We start from the raw sequence: 17,523 nt of genomic DNA on the forward strand, positions 1-17,523 counted from the left end.
GTACTTGCCGGGCTCATGGTCCGGCAGGTTGAGATAAAACCCTTCGTACCAGTACGGATAACGCCGATGCTGGGAGCGTGCTCGTTCCTCTACTGACCTTGCGTCGTCTCTCGACCTTGCGTCATCTTTCCTATAGTCACGAGACAATTCCCAATCGGCTCCATGTATTTTTTTGGAGCACGCCTTGAAGTCCAATCCCGCTTTTTCCGCCAATAAGGCCACCGTTGACACGGCTGCCATCACTCCCCTTCCCTGCTCGCGTAAAGTCTATCTGACGGGGTCCCGGCCTGACATCCGCGTACCTTTTCGTGAAATCTCACAAGATGACACCCCCACCATGTTTGGCGGCGAGAAGAACCCACCGCTGACGGTGTATGACACCAGTGGCCCCTACACCGATCCCGCAGCCACCATAGATTTGCGCAAAGGCCTCGCGCCGGTGCGTGAAGCCTGGTTCGCCGAGCGCGGCGACACCGAAATACTTGGAGACATCACCAGCGAGTACGGCCGATTGCGCCAGCAGGACAGCCGCCTGGACAGCATGCGTTTTCCGCGCGTGCGGCCGCCGCGCCGGGCACAGCCGGGCTGTAATGTCACGCAGATGCACTATGCACGCCGCGGCATCATCACGCCCGAAATGGAGTTCGTCGCGCTGCGCGAAAACCTGCGGCGCGAGGAGTACATCGAGACGCTGCACCGAAGCGGACCCGATGGCGAAAAACAGGCCAGACGCCTGTTGCGCCAGCACCCGGGGCAATCGTTCGGCGCAGCCATCCCCGGATCCATTACACCGGAATTTGTGCGCGACGAAGTGGCCCGCGGGCGGGCCATCATTCCGGCCAATATCAATCACCCCGAAATCGAACCCATGGCCATCGGCCGCAATTTTTTGGTCAAAATCAATGCCAACATCGGCAACTCCGCGCTGGGCTCCAACATCAGCGACGAAGTCGAGAAAATGACCTGGGCGATACGCTGGGGCGGCGACACCGTCATGGATTTATCGACCGGCAAGAATATTCACGAAACCCGCGAATGGATACTGCGCAACTCGCCGGTGCCGATTGGCACCGTGCCCATCTACCAGGCACTGGAAAAAGTAGACGGCAAAGCCGAGGAACTGACCTGGGAAATCTTTCGCGACACGCTCATCGAACAGGCGGAACAGGGCGTGGATTACTTCACCATTCATGCGGGCGTGCGGCTGCCGTTTATACCCATGACGGCAGACCGCATGACGGGTATTGTTTCTCGCGGCGGCTCCATCATGGCCAAATGGTGCCTGGCGCATCACCGTGAAAGCTTTTTGTATGAGCGTTTCGACGATATCTGCGACATCATGAAGGCCTACGACGTCAGTTTCTCGCTGGGCGATGGCCTGCGCCCAGGCTCAGGTTACGACGCCAACGACGAAGCCCAGTTCGCAGAGCTGAAAACGCTGGGCGAGCTTACGCAGGTTGCCTGGAAGCACGACGTGCAGGTCATGATTGAAGGGCCGGGGCATGTGCCCATGCATCTGATCAAGGAGAACATGGATCTCCAGCTCGAGCACTGTCATGAAGCGCCCTTTTACACCCTGGGCCCGCTGACCACCGACATTGCGCCGGGCTACGACCACATCACTTCCGGGATAGGCGCTGCGCTGATCGGCTGGTATGGCACCGCCATGCTGTGCTATGTCACGCCCAAGGAGCACCTTGGCCTGCCCAACAAGCAGGACGTCAAGGACGGTATCATCACCTACAAAATTGCCGCGCATGCTGCCGATCTGGCCAAAGGCCATCCGGGCGCGGCAATACGGGATAACGCCTTGTCCAAGGCACGCTTTGAGTTCCGCTGGGAAGATCAGTTCAATCTTGGGCTCGATCCTGATACCGCGCGCGCTTTCCATGACGAAACCCTGCCCAAGGATTCCATGAAGGTGGCGCACTTTTGCTCGATGTGCGGGCCGCATTTCTGCAGCATGAAGATCACGCAGGATGTGCGAGAGTATGCGCAGAACAAGGGGCTGCAGGAAGAAGACGCACTACAGCGCGGCATGCAGGAAAAATCCATTGAGTTCCTGAAGAAAGGCGCGCGTATTTATCACGAGGCCTGAACGGCTGGCCCGGCGCCATCGGCATACGCCCCTGGCGCCGGCAGCAGCACGGAGCATTCGGCACTCGGTCGCCCGGTGCCTGTGTACCTGTACCTGTGTACCTGTACGTGGTGCCTGGTGCCTGGTGCCTGGTGCCTGGTGCCTGGTGCCTGGTGCCTGGTGCCTGGTGCCTGGTGCCTGGTGCCTGGTGCCTGGTGCCTGGTGCCTGGTGCCTGGTGCTCAGTGCTCAGTGCTCAGTGCTCAGTGCAGAATATCAGCCAGGAACTTTTTCGTACGATCGTGCTTAGGACTGCGGAAGAACTCATCTGGCCTGCTGTCTTCCAGAATTTCGCCCTGGTCCATAAACCAAATGCGGTCCGCCACCTCACGGGCAAAATTCATTTCGTGGGTGACGCACACCATGGTCATGCCTTCCGCCGCCAATGCCTTCATCACGCTTAGCACCTCACCAACCATTTCCGGATCCAATGCACTGGTAGGCTCGTCGAACAGAATGACCGGCGGCTTTTGCGCCAGGGCGCGCGCAATCGCCACGCGCTGCTGCTGCCCCCCTGACAGATTGGCAGGCATTTCGTTCAGCTTGGCGCTCAGGCCCACCTTGTGGAGCAGCGCCTCGGCCAGATCGTAAGCCTCCTTGCGCGACAAACCTCCCACCTTGATGGGAGACAAGGCAATGTTCTCCTTGACCGACAAGTGGGGGAACAGGTTGAATTGCTGAAACACAAAGCCTATGCCAGCCCTGAGCCGATTGATATCGACCTTGCTGTCGGTAATGCTTTGTCCCTGTATCCGTATCGTGCCGCTCTGGATCTCTTCCAGCTTGTTGATGGTGCGGATCATGGTGGATTTTCCTGACCCCGACGGGCCGCAGACAACCAGCACCTCACCCTTCTTCACTTCGCCGCAGATGTTGTTCAGGGCATGGTACTTCTTGTACCACTTGTTGACGTTCTCAAACTGAATCATTTGTCTCTCCTGTGGGTCAGGCCATGATGCCCAGGCGCTTGTTGGTCAGATGCACTTCCAGCACTTTTGCCAGCCTGGACAGCAATGCGCAAAGCAAGAAGTAGAACAAGGCAAGAATCATGTAGGTGCGCAGTGTTCCTGTCAGCTCGATACTGTTAATCTGCTGTGCGGAAAACGCCGCTTCCTGCACACCAATAATGTATGCAATCGAAGTCGCTTTAATCGTGGACACGAACTGGTTGAGCAGGGAAGGAATCATATTGCTCAGTGCCTGTGGCAACTGTATGAACAGCAACGTTCTGAAGTAACCCAGCCCGATGGCGCGCGATGCTTCGACCTGTCCTTTGGGCAGAGACTCAAGCCCAGCCCGGATAATCTCCGCCAGAAACGCCGATTCATAAACGATGATGGCGCACAAGGCCGTGGAAAACGGCGGCACCTCCGTGCCGATGAGCTCCGGCAGCAGGAAATACGCCCAGAAAATAATCATGATCAGCGGGATAGACCGGAAGGTATAGACCCACACGGCAGAGGCGATCTTGACAGGCTTGAAGTCGCTGGTGCGAGCAACACCAACCAGCAGCGCAAACGGAAACGCGCCCGCCAGCCCCAGCGCAGCCAGAATCAGCGTGCCGGCAAACCCGCCTACCGGCCCGTTGGGCCACGAGCCCACCAGGAACATCAATCCATAAGTGTTCAGAAACTCTAACATGGTCAGCTCTTGAAACTGGCAGGGTACTTGCGCGCCACCTGGGCGCCCAACGCCGCGATGGTCAGGGAAATCACCAGATAGATAAAGGTGGAGATCACAAATATCTGAAAGGTCTGGAACGTAGCGTTCTCGATCTTCTTTACCTGATATGTCAATTCAGTAACGCCGATCACCATCGCCAGGCTGGTATCCTTGAACAGGATAAGTGAGCGGTTAATGATGGGCGGCACAGCAAAGCGCACCGCCTGCGGAAGCACCACATATCGCAGGGCCTGCATGGCGCCCAATCCCACAGAACGGGCCGCCTCAACCTGTGTGCCGGCAATCGCCTTGATGCCGGAACGTATATCTTCGTAGTAATAAGCGCTGACGTTCAGTGACAGCGCAATGAGCGCAAACGAGAACTCCGTGTTGCCCTGATTGATCCATAAGCGCAGCGCCTTGGGCAGGATTTCGGGCATCCCGAAATACCACACCATGATCTGTACCACGGTCGGCACATTGCGATGGTATTCGACGTAAAGTGCGATCACCGCGCGCACAAGGCGCGAGGGAATCAAATTGAGGGCCGACAGCAGCAATGCAATGACAAACCCACAGACAAAGGCCCCGACAAACAGACGCAGCGTGACCGCCACGCCCTTTGCCAGCATGCCCATGACCTCCGGGTCGGAGAGCATAGAAAGAGAGATATCCATGGGTCGCTCGGGGCGACAGCGCGCCCCTTCCTGTTCAGGATTTAATTGGAAGACGCGTCGACCGGCTCCACCTTGAAGTTGCGGGTCAACTTATAGATAGACTCTGGCCCCATCCACTTGTCGAAGATTTTCGTCAACTCACCGGACTGATCCAGCGCGACGATGGCGTCATCGACGGCTTTCTTGAGCTCAGGCTCGCCCTTGTTCATGATGATACCGATGTGCTCGGTATAGGTTGGCTCTTCAACCAACTCCGCAGGCGCATCGGTTTTCTGGGAGTCGTTGGCAAACCTGCGCAGGACAAGCTCTCCGGCGGTCATGCCGACAACTTTGTCGTTCTGCAGTCCGAGATAGCATTGCGAGATATTCTGGAATGTCAGAACGTCGGCGCCCGTCAGCACCTTCTGAGCGATCGCTGCCGAACTTGAGCCCGAAGACGCGCACACCTTCTTGCCGGCAAGATCCGCCAGCGTCTTGATGCCCGAATCCTTCTTGACCAGCACCTTGATGTGGCCTTGCAGATACTGCAGGCTGAAGTCGACTTCTTCGGCGCGCTTGGGAAGCCAGGCGACAGACCCGGCCACGATGTCTACGCGTCCCATCTTGACCTCTGGAATGCGCGCCTCTGTGGATAGCGGCTTGTGCTGCACCGCTACGCCAAGCTGCTTGGCAATGGCATGGCACATGTCAACGTCGTAGCCGACATACTCACGTGTCTTGGGGTCCTGAAAGCCATAAGGCGAGCTGGCATTCTGGGTTCCGCAGATGAGGGTTCCGCGCTGCTTGATGTCGTCCAGCCTGTTGGCCGACGCCGTACCCGCCCAGCTGACCGCGAGCGCCAGGGTACCAAGAATGACTGTTGTTTTAAGTTGACGTGCCACAGTTATGTCTCCTGTTTTGTTCAAAATCCAATTGAAAACGTGTTGCGTTCCTGCTCGTCTATCTGGGAAACAAGGTTGGTTTCCCATTCCAGATATTTGCGTGCTGCCTCTTTGTTGCCATCATGGCGGTCATGCACAAAAAACAGATAATCAATACATGCTTCGTCGGGCAGAATGTCCTCGTCTGCCACCAGCGGCAAGCCACTGGCCCTGAGGGAATCCATGTCGACAACGCATGCATATACGGCTTCGCAGCCCATCTGTTCCAGGTCCTGCGCCAACAACGTCAGGTTGCCCAGGCTGCAACCCAGCAACAGAACAGGCTTATCGGTCTGGCCTTCCATTTGTGCAGGCAATATAGGGCGTATCGTCCAGGCTGACTGTTCCAGACAGAGCTTGCGGTACGCTGTACTCGGTCTTGCATCCAGCACGACGGCATGAGGATGGTCCTTCACAAAACTGGCCAGCGCTTCACTGGGCAGCACATTGGTATGTGCCAACCGTGGGGTGTGCACCGGCAGCTCGGGCAAGTCACCAAGTTTTTCGGTTTCGGTCAGCAGGCAAACGTCCCAGCCCAGTTGTTTGAGCCAGCTGGCAACGACAGGGGCTCGAATGCCGTCCACATCACACAGCACCACCTTGGACTTGCGTACGCCCAGGTACTGGTCCGTCGCCTGAACCAACTGACCGCCAGGCGTATGCTGAACCCGGCTCGGCAAATCATTCTGCTGATACTCTTCGTCAGTACGCACATCGCACAGAAAAACCGTTCGCTCATCCTGCGCTATCCATTCTCGCACTTGTTCTGCTCCGACCAATTCGATTTTGAATTTCTCGATCAGGCGCGCGGAACGCTCACGCAGAGCGGCTTTCGAGGACTCGCTGATCTGCTCGGGATACAGGCGATCGGAGCCGTGTTCCAGCGGATAGTCGTGCAGATACCATCCCTGTGTGCCGTTCTCCAAAGCGTAAACCTTGTTCGGCACGTCCAGATGAATCAGTGTCTGCGCGCCAATGATGCTGCGTGTGCGACCCGCACAGTTCACGACAATCGTCGTGTCGGGATCGGGCACGAGCTCCTGCACACGCAGGGCGAGCTCGCCATTGGGGCAGCAGTACGAGCCGGGAATATTCATTTTCTTGTATTCAGGTATGGGCCGGCCATCCAGCACCACGACCTTGCTGCTTTTGTCGTTCAGCATCGCATACAGTTTGTCAGCCGATACGCTGGGCGTGTTGTACACATGCTCGGCAATCTCGCCAAAGGTCTTGCTCGGCAGATTCACGCCCGCGAAAGTGACGTAACCGGCTGCGGTCCATGCCTCTATGCCGCCCTTCAGCACAAATACGTTTTCGTAGCCCATATCATGGAGCACGGATGCGGCGGCCTGCGTGGCCGCGGCTGTCTGTTTGTCGCCATAGAGAACCACACGCGTAACCTTGCGCGGCACCATGCGCAGAATGTTCAGTTCCAGCGCGCTGTAGGGCAAGGGCACCGCAAAGAAAAGATGGCTCTCGCCATATTGGCCATGCTCCCGAACATCGAGCAATGCCAGTTCATCACTATCGTGAATCCAGGTTTTCAGTTGATGCGCGTCCACATACCGCAGGGTAAAAGAAGTCATGTTGCAGTCTTAATGATTTAAATTGATCGTTCAACTCAGGGCGCCGAGCAATCGGCCCAAATCTTGCTTGAGGTCTTCCTGCCCCTCGAGGCCAATATGAAGACGCAGCAGATAGCCTGGCGCAGTGGGCTGCGCCGCCAGACGCGTACGCGCCGGGTCAACGGGCAGCACCAGGCTTTCAAAGCCACCCCAGGAGGAGCCAATGCCAAACAGCTGCATCCGGTCTATGCCCTGCTCGATACACTCGGCACTGAGCGCAGGGTCAAATTCGATGGTCAATAAACCGTTGCTGCCATGCGCGTCGCGCTGCCACAAGGCATAGCCTTGATCGCCCGGCAAGGCAGGGTGCCATACCGTACGGACAGCTTCCTGCTCGTTCAGCCACGCCGCAATCGCCAGAGCACTTTCTGCGTGGCGCTCCAAACGCAACTGCAAAGTACGCAGCCCGCGCAGCACCAGGAATGCGTCCTCGGCGGAAACGGTCTGGCCAAGATTGATACTGGCGTTCTCCAGTGCCGGAAAGTTGGCCTCGTTGGTGGTGACAGACCCCATCATTACGTCCGAATGTCCGCCAAGATACTTGGTGGCAGCAAGTATCGAGATATCGCACCCAAGCGCCAGTGGCTGATAGTTCAGGCACGAGCCCCAGGTATTGTCCGCGCACAGCAGTATTCCCCTGGCACGACACACCTGCGACATGGCGGGAAGATCCAGCATGTCGTACAGCAGGGAGCTCGGAGACTCCGCGTAGACCATGCGCGTCTCGGGGCGCAGATGACGCTGCCAGTCGGCATCGTCAGCAGCAAAAAAGCTGTAGGTAATGCCATAGTTGACAAGCTGTGTCGCACACAAACGCTTGACCGGCTCGTACACGCCTTCCGAAATCAAGACATGGTCACCGCACTTGAGGCAAGCAAGCAGCGTGGCGGCAATGGCAGCCAGCCCTGTGGGGAACAGCTTGGTACGGTACCCTGCTTCCAGTTCAGTGATGGCGTCTTCAAGGGCATAAACCGTTTCGTTGCCGCGTGCGCCATAGGACAATACTCTTTCCTGTTCGCGGCGCGCGCGCGTACTGCGCCACTGCGCCACATTCTCGAACAGATAGGTACTCCCCTTGACGATGGGTGTGTTGGCCCAACCTGATGCAGGGCGGCCAAGCCTGGCCAGCATCGTCGCCCTGGATGGCGCATTCATCAGTTTCCGCTCCGGCGCGTCTGTACGCCCACAGACATGACCTTGCAAGTATTGTTTTCCAGATCGTAGGCCATGCGCTCGTGAAGCTTTTCCAGTGCCAGGCCATACATGTGCAGATGGCGGATGCCGCCTTCGTCTTCGATTCGGACGGCATGGATATCGTCCGCCAGCAGCGCAATGCCTTCGCCGGGACCAACCTCTTTCTCACCGGTTTGCACCAGTGTGGCATGCCCAGGTTTGCTGCCGTCATCGGTGCGCTCATACAGATAGTTGCTTTCTGTACCCTCCACGGCAGCGATACAGGCCCAGGTTGTGTGATTGTGCGGCACGATCTTTTTGCCTGGACGCATTACATTCAAATAGAGCGCAAACGTGCTGTCCGGCTCTTCGTGGATGAGATAACGGGCCTGAAGTTCATCGCCTTCTGGGGCCGGATAGTCGTCACTGGACCACCAGTTCTTTTGCGAAGCGATATCAATCAGTGCTTTCAGCACAACGTCCAGATTTTCGCGCGTTACGTCGCCAGATGTCTGTTGCTTGGCGATATCGATAAAGCCGGAAACGGCTGCCTGCTTTTCATTCACTTGATTCATGTAAATCTCCTGTGGCTGACGGAAATATAGGTTGTCATGCTGGTCGGCACAAATTAATTGTGCTAAGCAACACATAAGTAATGCTAATCTATTGTCTATGTAGAGCCGATTAACAAAGCCCTTTTTATAAGGGATTTCCCTATGAAAAACCTTGATCTTGATCTTCTCCGCACCCTTGTAACCATTGAACAAACTAATACATTTTCGGGTGCCGCAGACGCTTTATACAGGACGCAGTCAGCCATTACGCAGCAAATGCAGCGCCTGGAGATCCAGTTGGGTTGCCCCTTGTTTCAGAAGAAAGGCAGGCGCCGCGTGCTGACACCCCAAGGTCAGCAGCTAGCCGACTATGGGCGCAGGCTGCTGGCGATCAACGACGAGGCGCTGCGCACGGTGGGACAAAAGCAGATGGAAGGCCAGATACGCTTTGGCGCACCACTTGATGTGGCAGACACCATTCTTCCCCCGGTATTGACTCACATCGCCCGCTATGCCCCCAAGGTGCGACTGGAAATTCGCGTGGATCGCAGCCCCTTTCTGATGGATGCCCTGGAATCCGGCGATATTGATCTCACCATCTCCACGCGCAGGGATTCCGGACTCAATGGCTTTGCCCTGCGTACATCGCCGACAGCCTGGATATGCGCTGCCGACTATGTTTACAACAAGCGCGCGCCGCTACCGCTGATCCTGGCGGACGAGCGCAGCATTTTTCGCCAGATAGCGCTGCAAGCGCTAGAGCAGACACGGCTCACCTGGCATATCAATTATCTGGCGCCGACATTGGTGGGCATCAAGGCGGCCGTGCGCGCAGGGCTGGGCGTCACGGCGCGAAGTGTGGAGTTTCTCGGCGCGGACATGCGTGTTCTGGGCGAAGCCGATGGCCTGCCGCCCCTGCCGCCAATGACCTATATGCTATGGACGCGCAAAGACACGATCAGCCCGCTGACGCTGCACATCTATCAAATGCTCAAGCAACATTTCGAGCAGATGGAGCCTGAGGCCGCCTAAGCGCGAACCTTCAAGCCAATGTTAGCCGGCCATGTACTGATGCCCGCCTCAACCCGCTGCCCTCTCGCGCCCTGCCCTGCGGCACGACCAGCCTTCAGCACTCGATGATGTTCACTGCCAAGCCACCCCGGGACGTTTCCTTGTATTTGGTATCCATATCCGCCCCCGTCTGGCGCATGGTCCGGATGACGGCGTCCAGGGACACGTGATGCGCGCCATCGCCACGCAGCGCCAATCTTGCCGCATTCACCGCCTTGACCGCCCCCATCGCATTGCGCTCAATACAGGGAATCTGCACCAGCCCGCCAACAGGATCGCAAGTCAGGCCAAGATTGTGCTCCATGCCGATCTCAGCCGCGTTCTCCACCTGCGCGGCGGTGCCACCCATAATGGCGCACAGCGCGCCAGCCGCCATGGAACATGCCACCCCTACTTCTCCCTGACAGCCCACCGCCGCGCCTGAAATGGACGCATTCATCTTGTAGAGGGAACCGATAGCGCCCGCAGTCAGAAAAAAATCAATGACGGATTGCGCGTCCAGATCGGGATTGCAATGCTGGTGATAATGCAGCACCGCAGGCAATATTCCCGCGGCGCCATTCGTAGGGGCTGTCACCACCCGGCCGCCCGCCGCGTTTTCTTCGTTAACGGCCATCGCGTAGAGCGTCAGCCAATCCATCCCCGACAACGTGTCGGCAGCGGTATTCGCACGACGCTGCAGCTCCGTGAAAAGCGCGGGTGCGCGTCGCCGAACGCCCAGGGGGCCAGGCAGCACTCCCTCGTGTTTCATGCCCCGTTGCACACAGGCGCGCATTACTTCCCAGATGCGCATCAACGCGGCCCGCGTCTGTGACTCGGGGCGCAGGCCGTTCTCGTTGGCCATCATCAACTGCGCAATCGACAGTTGATGCCGGGCGCACAGCGCCAACAGTTCATCCGCGCTATTGAATGGGTAGACCGCGGCGGGAGCGCAGGACACCTCTTCGGCGCCGGCCTCATCCGCATTGATGACAAACCCTCCGCCGACGGACAGATAACCCGCCTGGCGCAACACGGCGCCGCTGTTGTCGCGTGCTTCGAACTGCAGGCCATTGGGATGCCCTGGCATCGTTTTTTCGGGCAGGAAAACTACATCCCTGTCCAGCACGAAGGCAATCTCCCGCTTTCCCATCAACGCCAGCCTTTTGTCCCGCAACAGCGCGGCCATCATGCCATCGATCGTGTCAGGATCTATCGTGTCGGGCGCCTGCCCCATCAAACCCAGCACGACACCTTTATCCGTGCTGTGCCCCAGCCCTGTCGCGCCAAGCGAGCCATATAGCCCCACCGTGATCGCCTCGGTTGCATCCAGAAGGCCGGACGCATCCAGGCTGGATGCAAACTTGAACGCAGCCCGCATCGGACCAACCGTGTGGGAGCTCGATGGGCCAATACCTATCTTGAACAGGTCCAGCGTACTGATTTGCATGAACGGTATCCTCGGATGAATAAGGAGTAAACCTGCTCAGCATACAGCAGGATTACGACTGAAAACATTGTTGTCATCTACCACTGAAACAACGACTTGGTTCTAATCAACGCAACACGAACGCTGGCGATCCAGTTCAAACCGGCAGGAAAATCCCGGCATCCAAAAAAATTTCACTGAAAGGACTTGAATTTAAATCGTACACTATTTAATATTGCACTTATGAAACACGCAAGCAGCCCTTCAGATCGATCACCGCCAGGCGCCCCCAGCCTGTTGCTGGACCAGCAGCTATGCTTCGCGCTGTATTCCACCACACTGGCAATGAACAAGGTATACCGCAAGCTTTTAGGCGCGCTGGGGCTTACCTATCCCCAGTACCTCGTGATGCTGGTGCTATGGGAGCAAGACCGCCTCACCGTGTCGGATATCGGTCAGCGTCTGTTCCTGGATTCTGCCACGCTTACCCCCATGCTCAAACGGCTGGAATCCGCTGGCCTGCTAGACCGCACCCGTTCAGAGGCAGACGAGCGTCAGGTCGTGGTATCGCTTACACGAGAAGGCAAAGCATTAAAAGCCAAGGCAAGATCCGTGCCCGAAACGGTTTTGTGCACTGCACACTGCACGCCTGGCCAGATATCCGCTCTCAAGACAGCGCTGGAAGCCCTGAGAGCCAACCTCGCGGAACACACACTCGAGGACGCGGCATGAATCACTTTCTTTAGCCTTAGCGCCTCACCAGGAAAAATCAGCGTATATACCTCCATGCACAGCATGCACAGTCAAATAACTTATATAGCACACGATTAAATAGTATCTTATATACCGGTTCTCGGTGGCCCGGAGCTCGACGCAAAAGCCGCCGACGCAATTTCTACCAACCCAACAGGAGATTTTCCATGTCTATCGAAAAAGTTGCTTACCGCGCACAAGCCACTGCCACAGGGGGCCGCGACGGCCGGGCGGTGTCATCCGACGGCGTACTGGACATCAAGCTGGCAACCCCTAAAGAGCTGGGCGGCGCCGGCGGCGACGGTACCAATCCTGAACAATTGTTTGCGGCGGGATATTCTGCGTGCTTCCTGGGCGCACTCAAGTTCGTCGCTGCACGCGAAAAAGTCGCACTGCCGGCCGACACCAACATCCAGGGCACTGTAGGCATAGGCCCGATTCCGACTGGTTTCGGTATAGAAGTGGAGCTGAAGATCTCCGTACCCGGCGTGGACCGCGACCAGGCGCAAGCCCTGGTCGACAAGGCTCACATAGTGTGCCCCTATTCCAACGCCACACGCGGCAATATCGACGTTACGCTGACGCTGGTCTAAGCCGGGAATGCCGTGAATAACCGCGCCAGCCAAGCGTGCCCTTCAGGCCGCCTGGCTGGCGTTGTTGTTTCAACCGCTGCCTCAAGTGAGCCCATGCCATGGTTTCCCACATCATGCAGCCGCTTGCCGACTTGGCTTTATCTTCGATTCAAATCGGCATTGCCGCAATCGTCTGGGCCACCGCCGCCGTGAGTTTTTTTCCGTAAGGCACATGGAGGAATTCGTTGGGACCATGCGCATTGGACTTGGGCCCCAACACACCGCACACCATGAACTGAGACCGGGGAAACCCTTCTTGCAGCAAAGTCATCAAAGGAATCGTGCCGCCTTGGCCAATATAGCCACACGGCGCCCCATAATGCTGCCGGGAGGCCACATCCAGCGCCTGCTCCAGCCATGCCGAAGAGGCGGGCGCGTTCCAGCCCGTGGCGACGCCGGCATCGGGCTTGAACACCACCCTGGCGTTATATGGGGCATCCTCTTCCAGGAGCTGCTTGAGCTCCTCCGATGCCGCACCCGCATCAATGAGCGGAGGCAAGCGCAACGACAGCTTGAAGGCCGTGCGGGGGCGCAAGACGTTGCCCGCACTGCCCAAGGGCGGCAAACCCTCTGCGCCGGTAACCGATAGCGTTGGCCGCCAGGTGCGGTTGATCAGCGCCTGTTCCGGGTTTGTGGTCATGGGCAGTACAAAGCCGCCATCCGCCCCGCAACTCCAGGGCATGCGTTTCCAGACTTCGTCGCCCAGAATGCGGGCAGTAGCCTGCGCCTGCTCGATACGATCGGCCGGGATTTCGCAGTGAAAGCTTTCGGGCAGCAAACGGCCCGTTTTACTGTCTTCGAGGCGGTCCAGCACATGGCGAAGAATGCGAAAACTGGAAGGCACCACGCCGCTGGAGTCACCGGAGTGCACGCCCTCATCCAGCACTTGTACCTCCAGCGTGCCACTGATCATGCCGCGCAAAGAGGTCGTCATCCAGAGCTGATCGTAGTTGCCTGCGCCAGAATCCAGGCAGACCACCAGGGCCACGTTGCCCATGCGCTCGCGCAGCGCGTCTACGTAGGGCAGCAGATCATAGCTGCCGGATTCTTCACAGGTTTCGATCAACCCGACGCACCGCGGGCGCGGTATGCCCTGCTTGTCCAGCGCCAGGATGGCCGTGAGCGAGGCATAGACCGCATAACCGTCATCAGCCCCGCCGCGGCCGTAGAGCTTGCCGTCTTCGTACTTGGGTGTCCAGGGCCCCAGGCCGGTACGCCAGCCCGAGAACTCCGGTTGTTTATCCAGGTGGCCATACATGAGCACCGTATCGCCGTTATCCTGGCGTGTGGCAGGCGCATCGAAGAAAATGACGGGCGTGCGGCCAGGCAGGCGCACAATGTCGAGTTTGAGACCGCTTACCTTCTGCGCCTGAACCCACTGCGCCGCATCGCGTATGACACGCTCGAGATACTGATGCTTTTCCCAGTCGGGATCAAAAGCGGGGCTTTTGGCAGGAACGGCGATGTAATCCACCAGCGCAGGAATGATTTCCCTATCCCATTTTTCATCGACAAAGGCCTGCATGGCTTGGGGATCGAGTTCTGGCGGCAGCGCATCATCGGGCAAACGGGCGTTCATGGAAAAACTCCTTGGCAAAAAGCCGGCATCAACGGATCCCCGGCCTGTGGTACAAACGTTCAATGACAACATGGTATATCTTGCCCAACGGCAACATCAAGAACATTAACGGTCTGGAACTACAGCCTGAAAAAGACTGGTTTCCTACCGACCAGAGCCTTGCGGCGTATGTGGATGCCGAGCAGGACGCGGGCAAATCCCAGGAACAAATCATCAAGCAGCTGATGGATCTGGCCATCGCATGCGAAGCATGGGCCCAGGACAATCTGGGCTGATATAAAGCGTTACACCATGAGTATCGAATCCGTACAGCAATTTTTGCAACAGCACGCACCCGACATCACCATTATCGAAACCAGCGAAAGCACTGCGACCGTGGCCCTCGCTGCGGCGGTTCACGGCGTGGAGCCCGGTCAAATTGCCAAAACGCTTTCTCTGCGCACGCGTGAGCAGGTCGTGCTGGTGGTCACGCGAGGCGATGCCAGACTGGATAACAAGAAGCTCAAAGCCGCATTCGGCAACAAGGTCAAAATGCTCGACACAGACAGCGTGCTCGCGCTGACCGGCCACCCTGTCGGCGGCGTGTGCCCTTTCGGGCTCGCCACTGACCTGCCGGTTTACTGCGATGTCTCGCTCAAGGATTACGATATCGTCATGCCCGCTGCAGGATCCATGAATTCCACCATCCGCATCGCCCCCGACCGTTTGGTCGGGCTGGTGGGCGCACAGTGGATAGACGTTTCGCAGCTCGCTCAGACCGAAGCCTGAACACCCATCTGCCAAGGTTCACCGCTTTGCAGCAGGCGCCTGCTGCGCCCCGCCCTGTTCTGCTTGCGTCGTGGCCGGCAGCGCCATCAAATCATCCAGCGACAAGCCTTTTTCCTTCAGCAAGGCTTCGATTGCGGGCTGCAACCGACCCAGTGATTCCTGCACTGCGTCGCGTACCGTATCGACCATCACCTGCGTACTGCGCTCGATCTCGATATTGAGGCGATCCCCTGCCATTTTGTGTTCGAATACCGTTGCGCGACGCGTTTCGGGAATTAGCCAGACTTCGAACCAACCGTCCTGCTTATTGACCTCTGACACCGTCAGGCTTGCTCCATTGACCGCGATATAACCCTTTGCAAAGATGTACTTGCGAAAAGCGCGCGGGATATGGATGCGCAATACCTTGTTGTTGTCCAGGATGCGCACATGCTCGAGCGCCGCCGAAAAGTCAACGTGGCCCGACAAGGGATGCCCCCCGATCTCGGCGCCATCTCTTGCCGCACGCTCCACATTCACCGCGGCGCCGGGCGGATAGCTGCCCAGTGTCGTCAGATTCAAGCTTTGCAGCATTACATCGAAGCTGGCTCGTGTCGGCGACTGTAGCTCAGTCACGGTAAGGCAAACGCCATCCACGGACACGCTGGCGCCTATGGCCAGGCCCTCGCAAAAACCTTCTGGAAACTCAATCGCGAACGTACGCAGACCTTCGCGGTCATGCACGGACGCAATGGTTGCCACCGCCTGAATGATTCCTGTAAACATACTGATTACTCGCTGGACTGAAGCAGGCTGGCCAGCTTGCGCAGGCCTTGAATGGTCGACGCGCAGGCCCGGGCAGCCTCAACCCCTTTTACCTGAAAATGCCGGTAAAAAAATTGATGATGTTCTTCGCCCGCATGAAAATGATGCGGCGTCAGCACCGCGGATAATACCGGCACGTCGGTTTCCAGCTGCACTTGCATCAGTCCCGATATGACCGCATCGGCCACGAACTCATGACGATAAATGCCACCGTCGACAACCAGGCCCGCCGCCACAACGGCCGCATACTTGCCGCTGCGCGCAAGCATCTTGGCATGCAGCGGAAGCTCGAATGCGCCGGCCACATCAAAAAAATCAATATCGGATTCCGCATGGCCCAATACACTGATTTCGGCAATAAAGGCCTGCCTGCATTGATCAACGATATCGTGATGCCAGCCGGACTGAATAAACGCAATGCGCTGACGAGCGGAGAACGCTGCGGAAGGCGAATTTGAGGAAGTAGAAGAGGACAACATGAACGACTCCTGTTTTTGAGAACCACAAAAAACAGGGCTTTTGATATTTTGATAGACAGGACAACCTGCAAACGCGGACGAACCCACGCAGCATTGCATCCCGCTCTCGCTTTATCCGGACTATGACCGTCGGCTCCGGATTCACACCGGATCTGCTGACCCTGCCGACAATCCCTTTGTACAGGCGTGGCGGCAAGCGCTCGCGGGCTGGGCATATTGCATGCCATCACCGCCGGTGGGGAATTTCGCCCCGCCCTGAGAACGTTTGACGGGCCTGGCTCTGTGAGGGGCCCGTGCAGCAAAATATATCACACGCCGAGCCGGGCAGGGCCCGTAGACCGCAGCCGCCTCACTCATGCCACGGCGGCTTGCGCTAGCCGCCGCAAAGGATCCTGCCTGTAATAACGCTGAAGCAATTCATACCATTGCGGCAAACCGTGAGAAAGCGGCGCGGGGTCGACAAAAAACGCTTCGGAGCTGACTGCAAAGAATTCGGCGTGATCGGTCGCGGCATAGGGATCCAAGGGCAAGCTGTCGTACCAGGGAGCGGCGGCGTCGGACTCGGGGTCGACATTCGCCGGAATGGATTCCTCGACCAAGGCCAGCTCTTCGTTGAACTCGTCGAATGAGGCCTGCATGATCTGCCCCCAGTCGCGGGGCCGGATATCGCGGTGACCCCCCAGATAGGGTATGCCGTCGGCATCGCCGGCATACAGATCAAGCTTATGGGCAAACTCGTGAATGACCACGTTGGCGCGCAGCCCCGGCAATGCTTCGCTGTCTTCCCATGACAGAATCACAGGGCCGCCCTCCCAGGCTTCGCCAGAGGCCTCCTGCAGGTACTCGTGCACCACGCCGCTCTCGTCCATATCGGTGCGCGGAATGACAAAGCCCCCCGGATAGAGAATGATTTCACTCCAGCCTTCGTACAGCGCGGGATCGAGCTCCAGTATCGGCAAAGCGGCCTGCACGGCGACGGACAACATGATGTCACTAGTAATATCCAGGCCGCCGGCCCCGCTGAAATCCTTGCTGGCCAACAGCCAGGCAACACGGTGGCGCAATGCCTCCTGCTCGCGCGGCGACAAGCCAGCGAGAAAAACATGGCGGCTTATCGTTGCCCGCCAAATATCATCGGTGATACGTGCCAGCTCGCGCTCGATATGACGCTGCGATGCTCCCCGGCCGGCCAACCATCTCAGCATAGCGTCCTCACGCAGGAACTTGCCTCGCATGCTAACACGGCCGTTCTGTTGCGTCGCAACAGCCACAGCCACACGAGA

General features: G+C 57.8%; 18 protein-coding genes and 1 riboswitch. Of the genes, 6 read left to right on the forward strand and 12 right to left on the reverse strand.

Annotation, left to right across the window (positions count from 1 at the left end; translation table 11 throughout):
* Positions 1 to 184: 184 nt before the first annotated feature.
* The gene (gene thiC / locus ERE07_RS05965) at positions 185 to 2,098 is read left to right on the forward strand and encodes a phosphomethylpyrimidine synthase ThiC (protein ID WP_130007905.1); all 1,914 of its coding nucleotides are present in this window, start codon (positions 185 to 187) and stop codon (positions 2,096 to 2,098) included.
* 240 nt (positions 2,099 to 2,338) lie between these two features.
* On the opposite strand, the gene ERE07_RS05970 is transcribed toward thiC, so the two are convergent.
* From ERE07_RS05970 to ERE07_RS06000, 7 genes are read right to left on the reverse strand one after another with little or no spacing between them, the layout of a single operon-like run.
* Positions 2,339 to 3,064, reverse strand: a complete 726-nt coding sequence (locus tag ERE07_RS05970) for an amino acid ABC transporter ATP-binding protein (protein WP_130007906.1) — start codon at positions 3,062 to 3,064, stop codon at positions 2,339 to 2,341.
* Between the two features lie 16 nt (positions 3,065 to 3,080).
* On the reverse strand, positions 3,081 to 3,776 hold the full coding sequence (locus ERE07_RS05975; RefSeq protein WP_130007907.1) for an amino acid ABC transporter permease: 696 nt from the start codon (positions 3,774 to 3,776) through the stop codon (positions 3,081 to 3,083).
* Between the two features lie 2 nt (positions 3,777 to 3,778).
* Entirely contained in the window at positions 3,779 to 4,474 is a 696-nt protein-coding gene (locus ERE07_RS05980; RefSeq protein WP_130007908.1) for an amino acid ABC transporter permease, read from the reverse strand.
* Positions 4,475 to 4,515: 41 nt separating this feature from the next.
* The gene (locus ERE07_RS05985; RefSeq protein ID WP_245153486.1) at positions 4,516 to 5,355 is read right to left on the reverse strand and encodes an ABC transporter substrate-binding protein; all 840 of its coding nucleotides are present in this window, start codon (positions 5,353 to 5,355) and stop codon (positions 4,516 to 4,518) included.
* A 20-nt stretch (positions 5,356 to 5,375) separates the two neighbouring features.
* Positions 5,376 to 6,980 (reverse strand): rhodanese-like domain-containing protein, encoded by a 1,605-nt coding sequence (locus ERE07_RS05990; RefSeq protein WP_130007910.1) that lies wholly within the window; start codon positions 6,978 to 6,980, stop codon positions 5,376 to 5,378.
* A 30-nt stretch (positions 6,981 to 7,010) separates the two neighbouring features.
* The gene (metC, locus tag ERE07_RS05995) at positions 7,011 to 8,174 is read right to left on the reverse strand and encodes a cystathionine beta-lyase (RefSeq protein WP_130007911.1); all 1,164 of its coding nucleotides are present in this window, start codon (positions 8,172 to 8,174) and stop codon (positions 7,011 to 7,013) included.
* Positions 8,174 to 8,767 carry a cysteine dioxygenase family protein gene (locus ERE07_RS06000; RefSeq protein ID WP_130007912.1) on the reverse strand — a complete coding sequence of 198 codons (594 nt, stop codon included), beginning with the start codon at positions 8,765 to 8,767 and terminating at the stop codon, positions 8,174 to 8,176. The genes metC and ERE07_RS06000 overlap by 1 nt, the downstream gene beginning before the upstream one ends.
* A 141-nt stretch (positions 8,768 to 8,908) precedes the next feature.
* Between ERE07_RS06000 and ERE07_RS06005 the strand changes: the two genes are divergently transcribed.
* The gene (locus ERE07_RS06005) at positions 8,909 to 9,778 is read left to right on the forward strand and encodes a LysR substrate-binding domain-containing protein (protein ID WP_130007913.1); all 870 of its coding nucleotides are present in this window, start codon (positions 8,909 to 8,911) and stop codon (positions 9,776 to 9,778) included.
* Positions 9,779 to 9,872: 94 nt separating this feature from the next.
* Here ERE07_RS06005 and ERE07_RS06010 read toward each other — a convergent pair whose 3' ends face one another.
* Positions 9,873 to 11,246: an L-serine ammonia-lyase gene (locus ERE07_RS06010; protein ID WP_130007914.1), complete on the reverse strand. Its 1,374-nt coding sequence runs from the start codon at positions 11,244 to 11,246 to the stop codon at positions 9,873 to 9,875.
* A 222-nt stretch (positions 11,247 to 11,468) separates the two neighbouring features.
* Between ERE07_RS06010 and ERE07_RS06015 the strand changes: the two genes are divergently transcribed.
* Positions 11,469 to 11,957, forward strand: a complete 489-nt coding sequence (locus ERE07_RS06015) for a MarR family winged helix-turn-helix transcriptional regulator (RefSeq protein WP_130007915.1) — start codon at positions 11,469 to 11,471, stop codon at positions 11,955 to 11,957.
* Positions 11,958 to 12,145: 188 nt separating this feature from the next.
* Complete coding sequence (locus tag ERE07_RS06020; RefSeq protein WP_130007916.1) at positions 12,146 to 12,571, forward strand: organic hydroperoxide resistance protein; 426 nt, start codon at positions 12,146 to 12,148, stop codon at positions 12,569 to 12,571.
* A 148-nt stretch (positions 12,572 to 12,719) separates the two neighbouring features.
* On the opposite strand, the gene ERE07_RS06025 is transcribed toward ERE07_RS06020, so the two are convergent.
* Complete coding sequence (locus ERE07_RS06025; RefSeq protein WP_130007917.1) at positions 12,720 to 14,189, reverse strand: M20 family metallopeptidase; 1,470 nt, start codon at positions 14,187 to 14,189, stop codon at positions 12,720 to 12,722.
* A gap of 62 nt (positions 14,190 to 14,251) precedes the next feature.
* Between ERE07_RS06025 and ERE07_RS06030 the strand changes: the two genes are divergently transcribed.
* Positions 14,252 to 14,464, forward strand: coding sequence for a hypothetical protein (locus tag ERE07_RS06030; RefSeq protein WP_130007918.1), 213 nt, complete (start codon positions 14,252 to 14,254; stop codon positions 14,462 to 14,464).
* Positions 14,465 to 14,480: 16 nt separating this feature from the next.
* Positions 14,481 to 14,957 (forward strand): YbaK/EbsC family protein, encoded by a 477-nt coding sequence (locus tag ERE07_RS06035; RefSeq protein WP_130007919.1) that lies wholly within the window; start codon positions 14,481 to 14,483, stop codon positions 14,955 to 14,957.
* Between the two features lie 18 nt (positions 14,958 to 14,975).
* Here ERE07_RS06035 and ERE07_RS06040 read toward each other — a convergent pair whose 3' ends face one another.
* The 3 genes from ERE07_RS06040 to ERE07_RS06050 all read right to left on the reverse strand — a co-directional run bounded on the left by ERE07_RS06040 (position 14,976) and on the right by ERE07_RS06050 (position 17,445).
* Complete coding sequence (locus tag ERE07_RS06040) at positions 14,976 to 15,722, reverse strand: riboflavin synthase subunit alpha (protein WP_130007920.1); 747 nt, start codon at positions 15,720 to 15,722, stop codon at positions 14,976 to 14,978.
* Between the two features lie 5 nt (positions 15,723 to 15,727).
* A complete protein-coding gene (locus tag ERE07_RS06045; protein WP_130007921.1) occupies positions 15,728 to 16,240 on the reverse strand; it encodes a 6,7-dimethyl-8-ribityllumazine synthase in 513 nt (170 codons plus the stop codon).
* A gap of 98 nt (positions 16,241 to 16,338) precedes the next feature.
* Positions 16,339 to 16,507, reverse strand: a riboswitch (FMN riboswitch).
* Positions 16,508 to 16,593: 86 nt separating this feature from the next.
* Positions 16,594 to 17,445 (reverse strand): M90 family metallopeptidase, encoded by an 852-nt coding sequence (locus ERE07_RS06050; protein ID WP_130007922.1) that lies wholly within the window; start codon positions 17,443 to 17,445, stop codon positions 16,594 to 16,596.
* Positions 17,446 to 17,523: the final 78 nt, after the last annotated feature.

Source organism: Allopusillimonas ginsengisoli (genome assembly GCF_004153455.1).
Taxonomy (GTDB): domain Bacteria; phylum Pseudomonadota; class Gammaproteobacteria; order Burkholderiales; family Burkholderiaceae_B; genus Allopusillimonas; species Allopusillimonas ginsengisoli.

Excerpts from the sequence above, each read along its gene's own strand:
- metC (WP_130007911.1), bottom strand. The coding sequence starts at position 8,174 with ATGAATGCGCCATCCAGGGCGACGATGCTGGCCAGGCTTGGCCGCCCT.
- ERE07_RS06040 (WP_130007920.1), bottom strand. The coding sequence starts at position 15,722 with ATGTTTACAGGAATCATTCAGGCGGTGGCAACCATTGCGTCCGTGCAT.
- ERE07_RS06045 (WP_130007921.1), bottom strand. The coding sequence starts at position 16,240 with ATGTTGTCCTCTTCTACTTCCTCAAATTCGCCTTCCGCAGCGTTCTCC.
- ERE07_RS06035 (WP_130007919.1), top strand. The coding sequence starts at position 14,481 with ATGAGTATCGAATCCGTACAGCAATTTTTGCAACAGCACGCACCCGAC.
- ERE07_RS06015 (WP_130007915.1), top strand. The coding sequence starts at position 11,469 with ATGAAACACGCAAGCAGCCCTTCAGATCGATCACCGCCAGGCGCCCCC.
- ERE07_RS06050 (WP_130007922.1), bottom strand. The coding sequence starts at position 17,445 with ATGCTGAGATGGTTGGCCGGCCGGGGAGCATCGCAGCGTCATATCGAG.
- ERE07_RS06030 (WP_130007918.1), top strand. The coding sequence starts at position 14,252 with ATGACAACATGGTATATCTTGCCCAACGGCAACATCAAGAACATTAAC.
- ERE07_RS06025 (WP_130007917.1), bottom strand. The coding sequence starts at position 14,189 with ATGAACGCCCGTTTGCCCGATGATGCGCTGCCGCCAGAACTCGATCCC.
- ERE07_RS05980 (WP_130007908.1), bottom strand. The coding sequence starts at position 4,474 with ATGGATATCTCTCTTTCTATGCTCTCCGACCCGGAGGTCATGGGCATG.
- ERE07_RS05990 (WP_130007910.1), bottom strand. The coding sequence starts at position 6,980 with ATGACTTCTTTTACCCTGCGGTATGTGGACGCGCATCAACTGAAAACC.
- ERE07_RS06000 (WP_130007912.1), bottom strand. The coding sequence starts at position 8,767 with ATGAATCAAGTGAATGAAAAGCAGGCAGCCGTTTCCGGCTTTATCGAT.
- ERE07_RS06010 (WP_130007914.1), bottom strand. The coding sequence starts at position 11,246 with ATGCAAATCAGTACGCTGGACCTGTTCAAGATAGGTATTGGCCCATCG.
- ERE07_RS06020 (WP_130007916.1), top strand. The coding sequence starts at position 12,146 with ATGTCTATCGAAAAAGTTGCTTACCGCGCACAAGCCACTGCCACAGGG.
- ERE07_RS06005 (WP_130007913.1), top strand. The coding sequence starts at position 8,909 with ATGAAAAACCTTGATCTTGATCTTCTCCGCACCCTTGTAACCATTGAA.
- ERE07_RS05975 (WP_130007907.1), bottom strand. The coding sequence starts at position 3,776 with ATGTTAGAGTTTCTGAACACTTATGGATTGATGTTCCTGGTGGGCTCG.
- ERE07_RS05970 (WP_130007906.1), bottom strand. The coding sequence starts at position 3,064 with ATGATTCAGTTTGAGAACGTCAACAAGTGGTACAAGAAGTACCATGCC.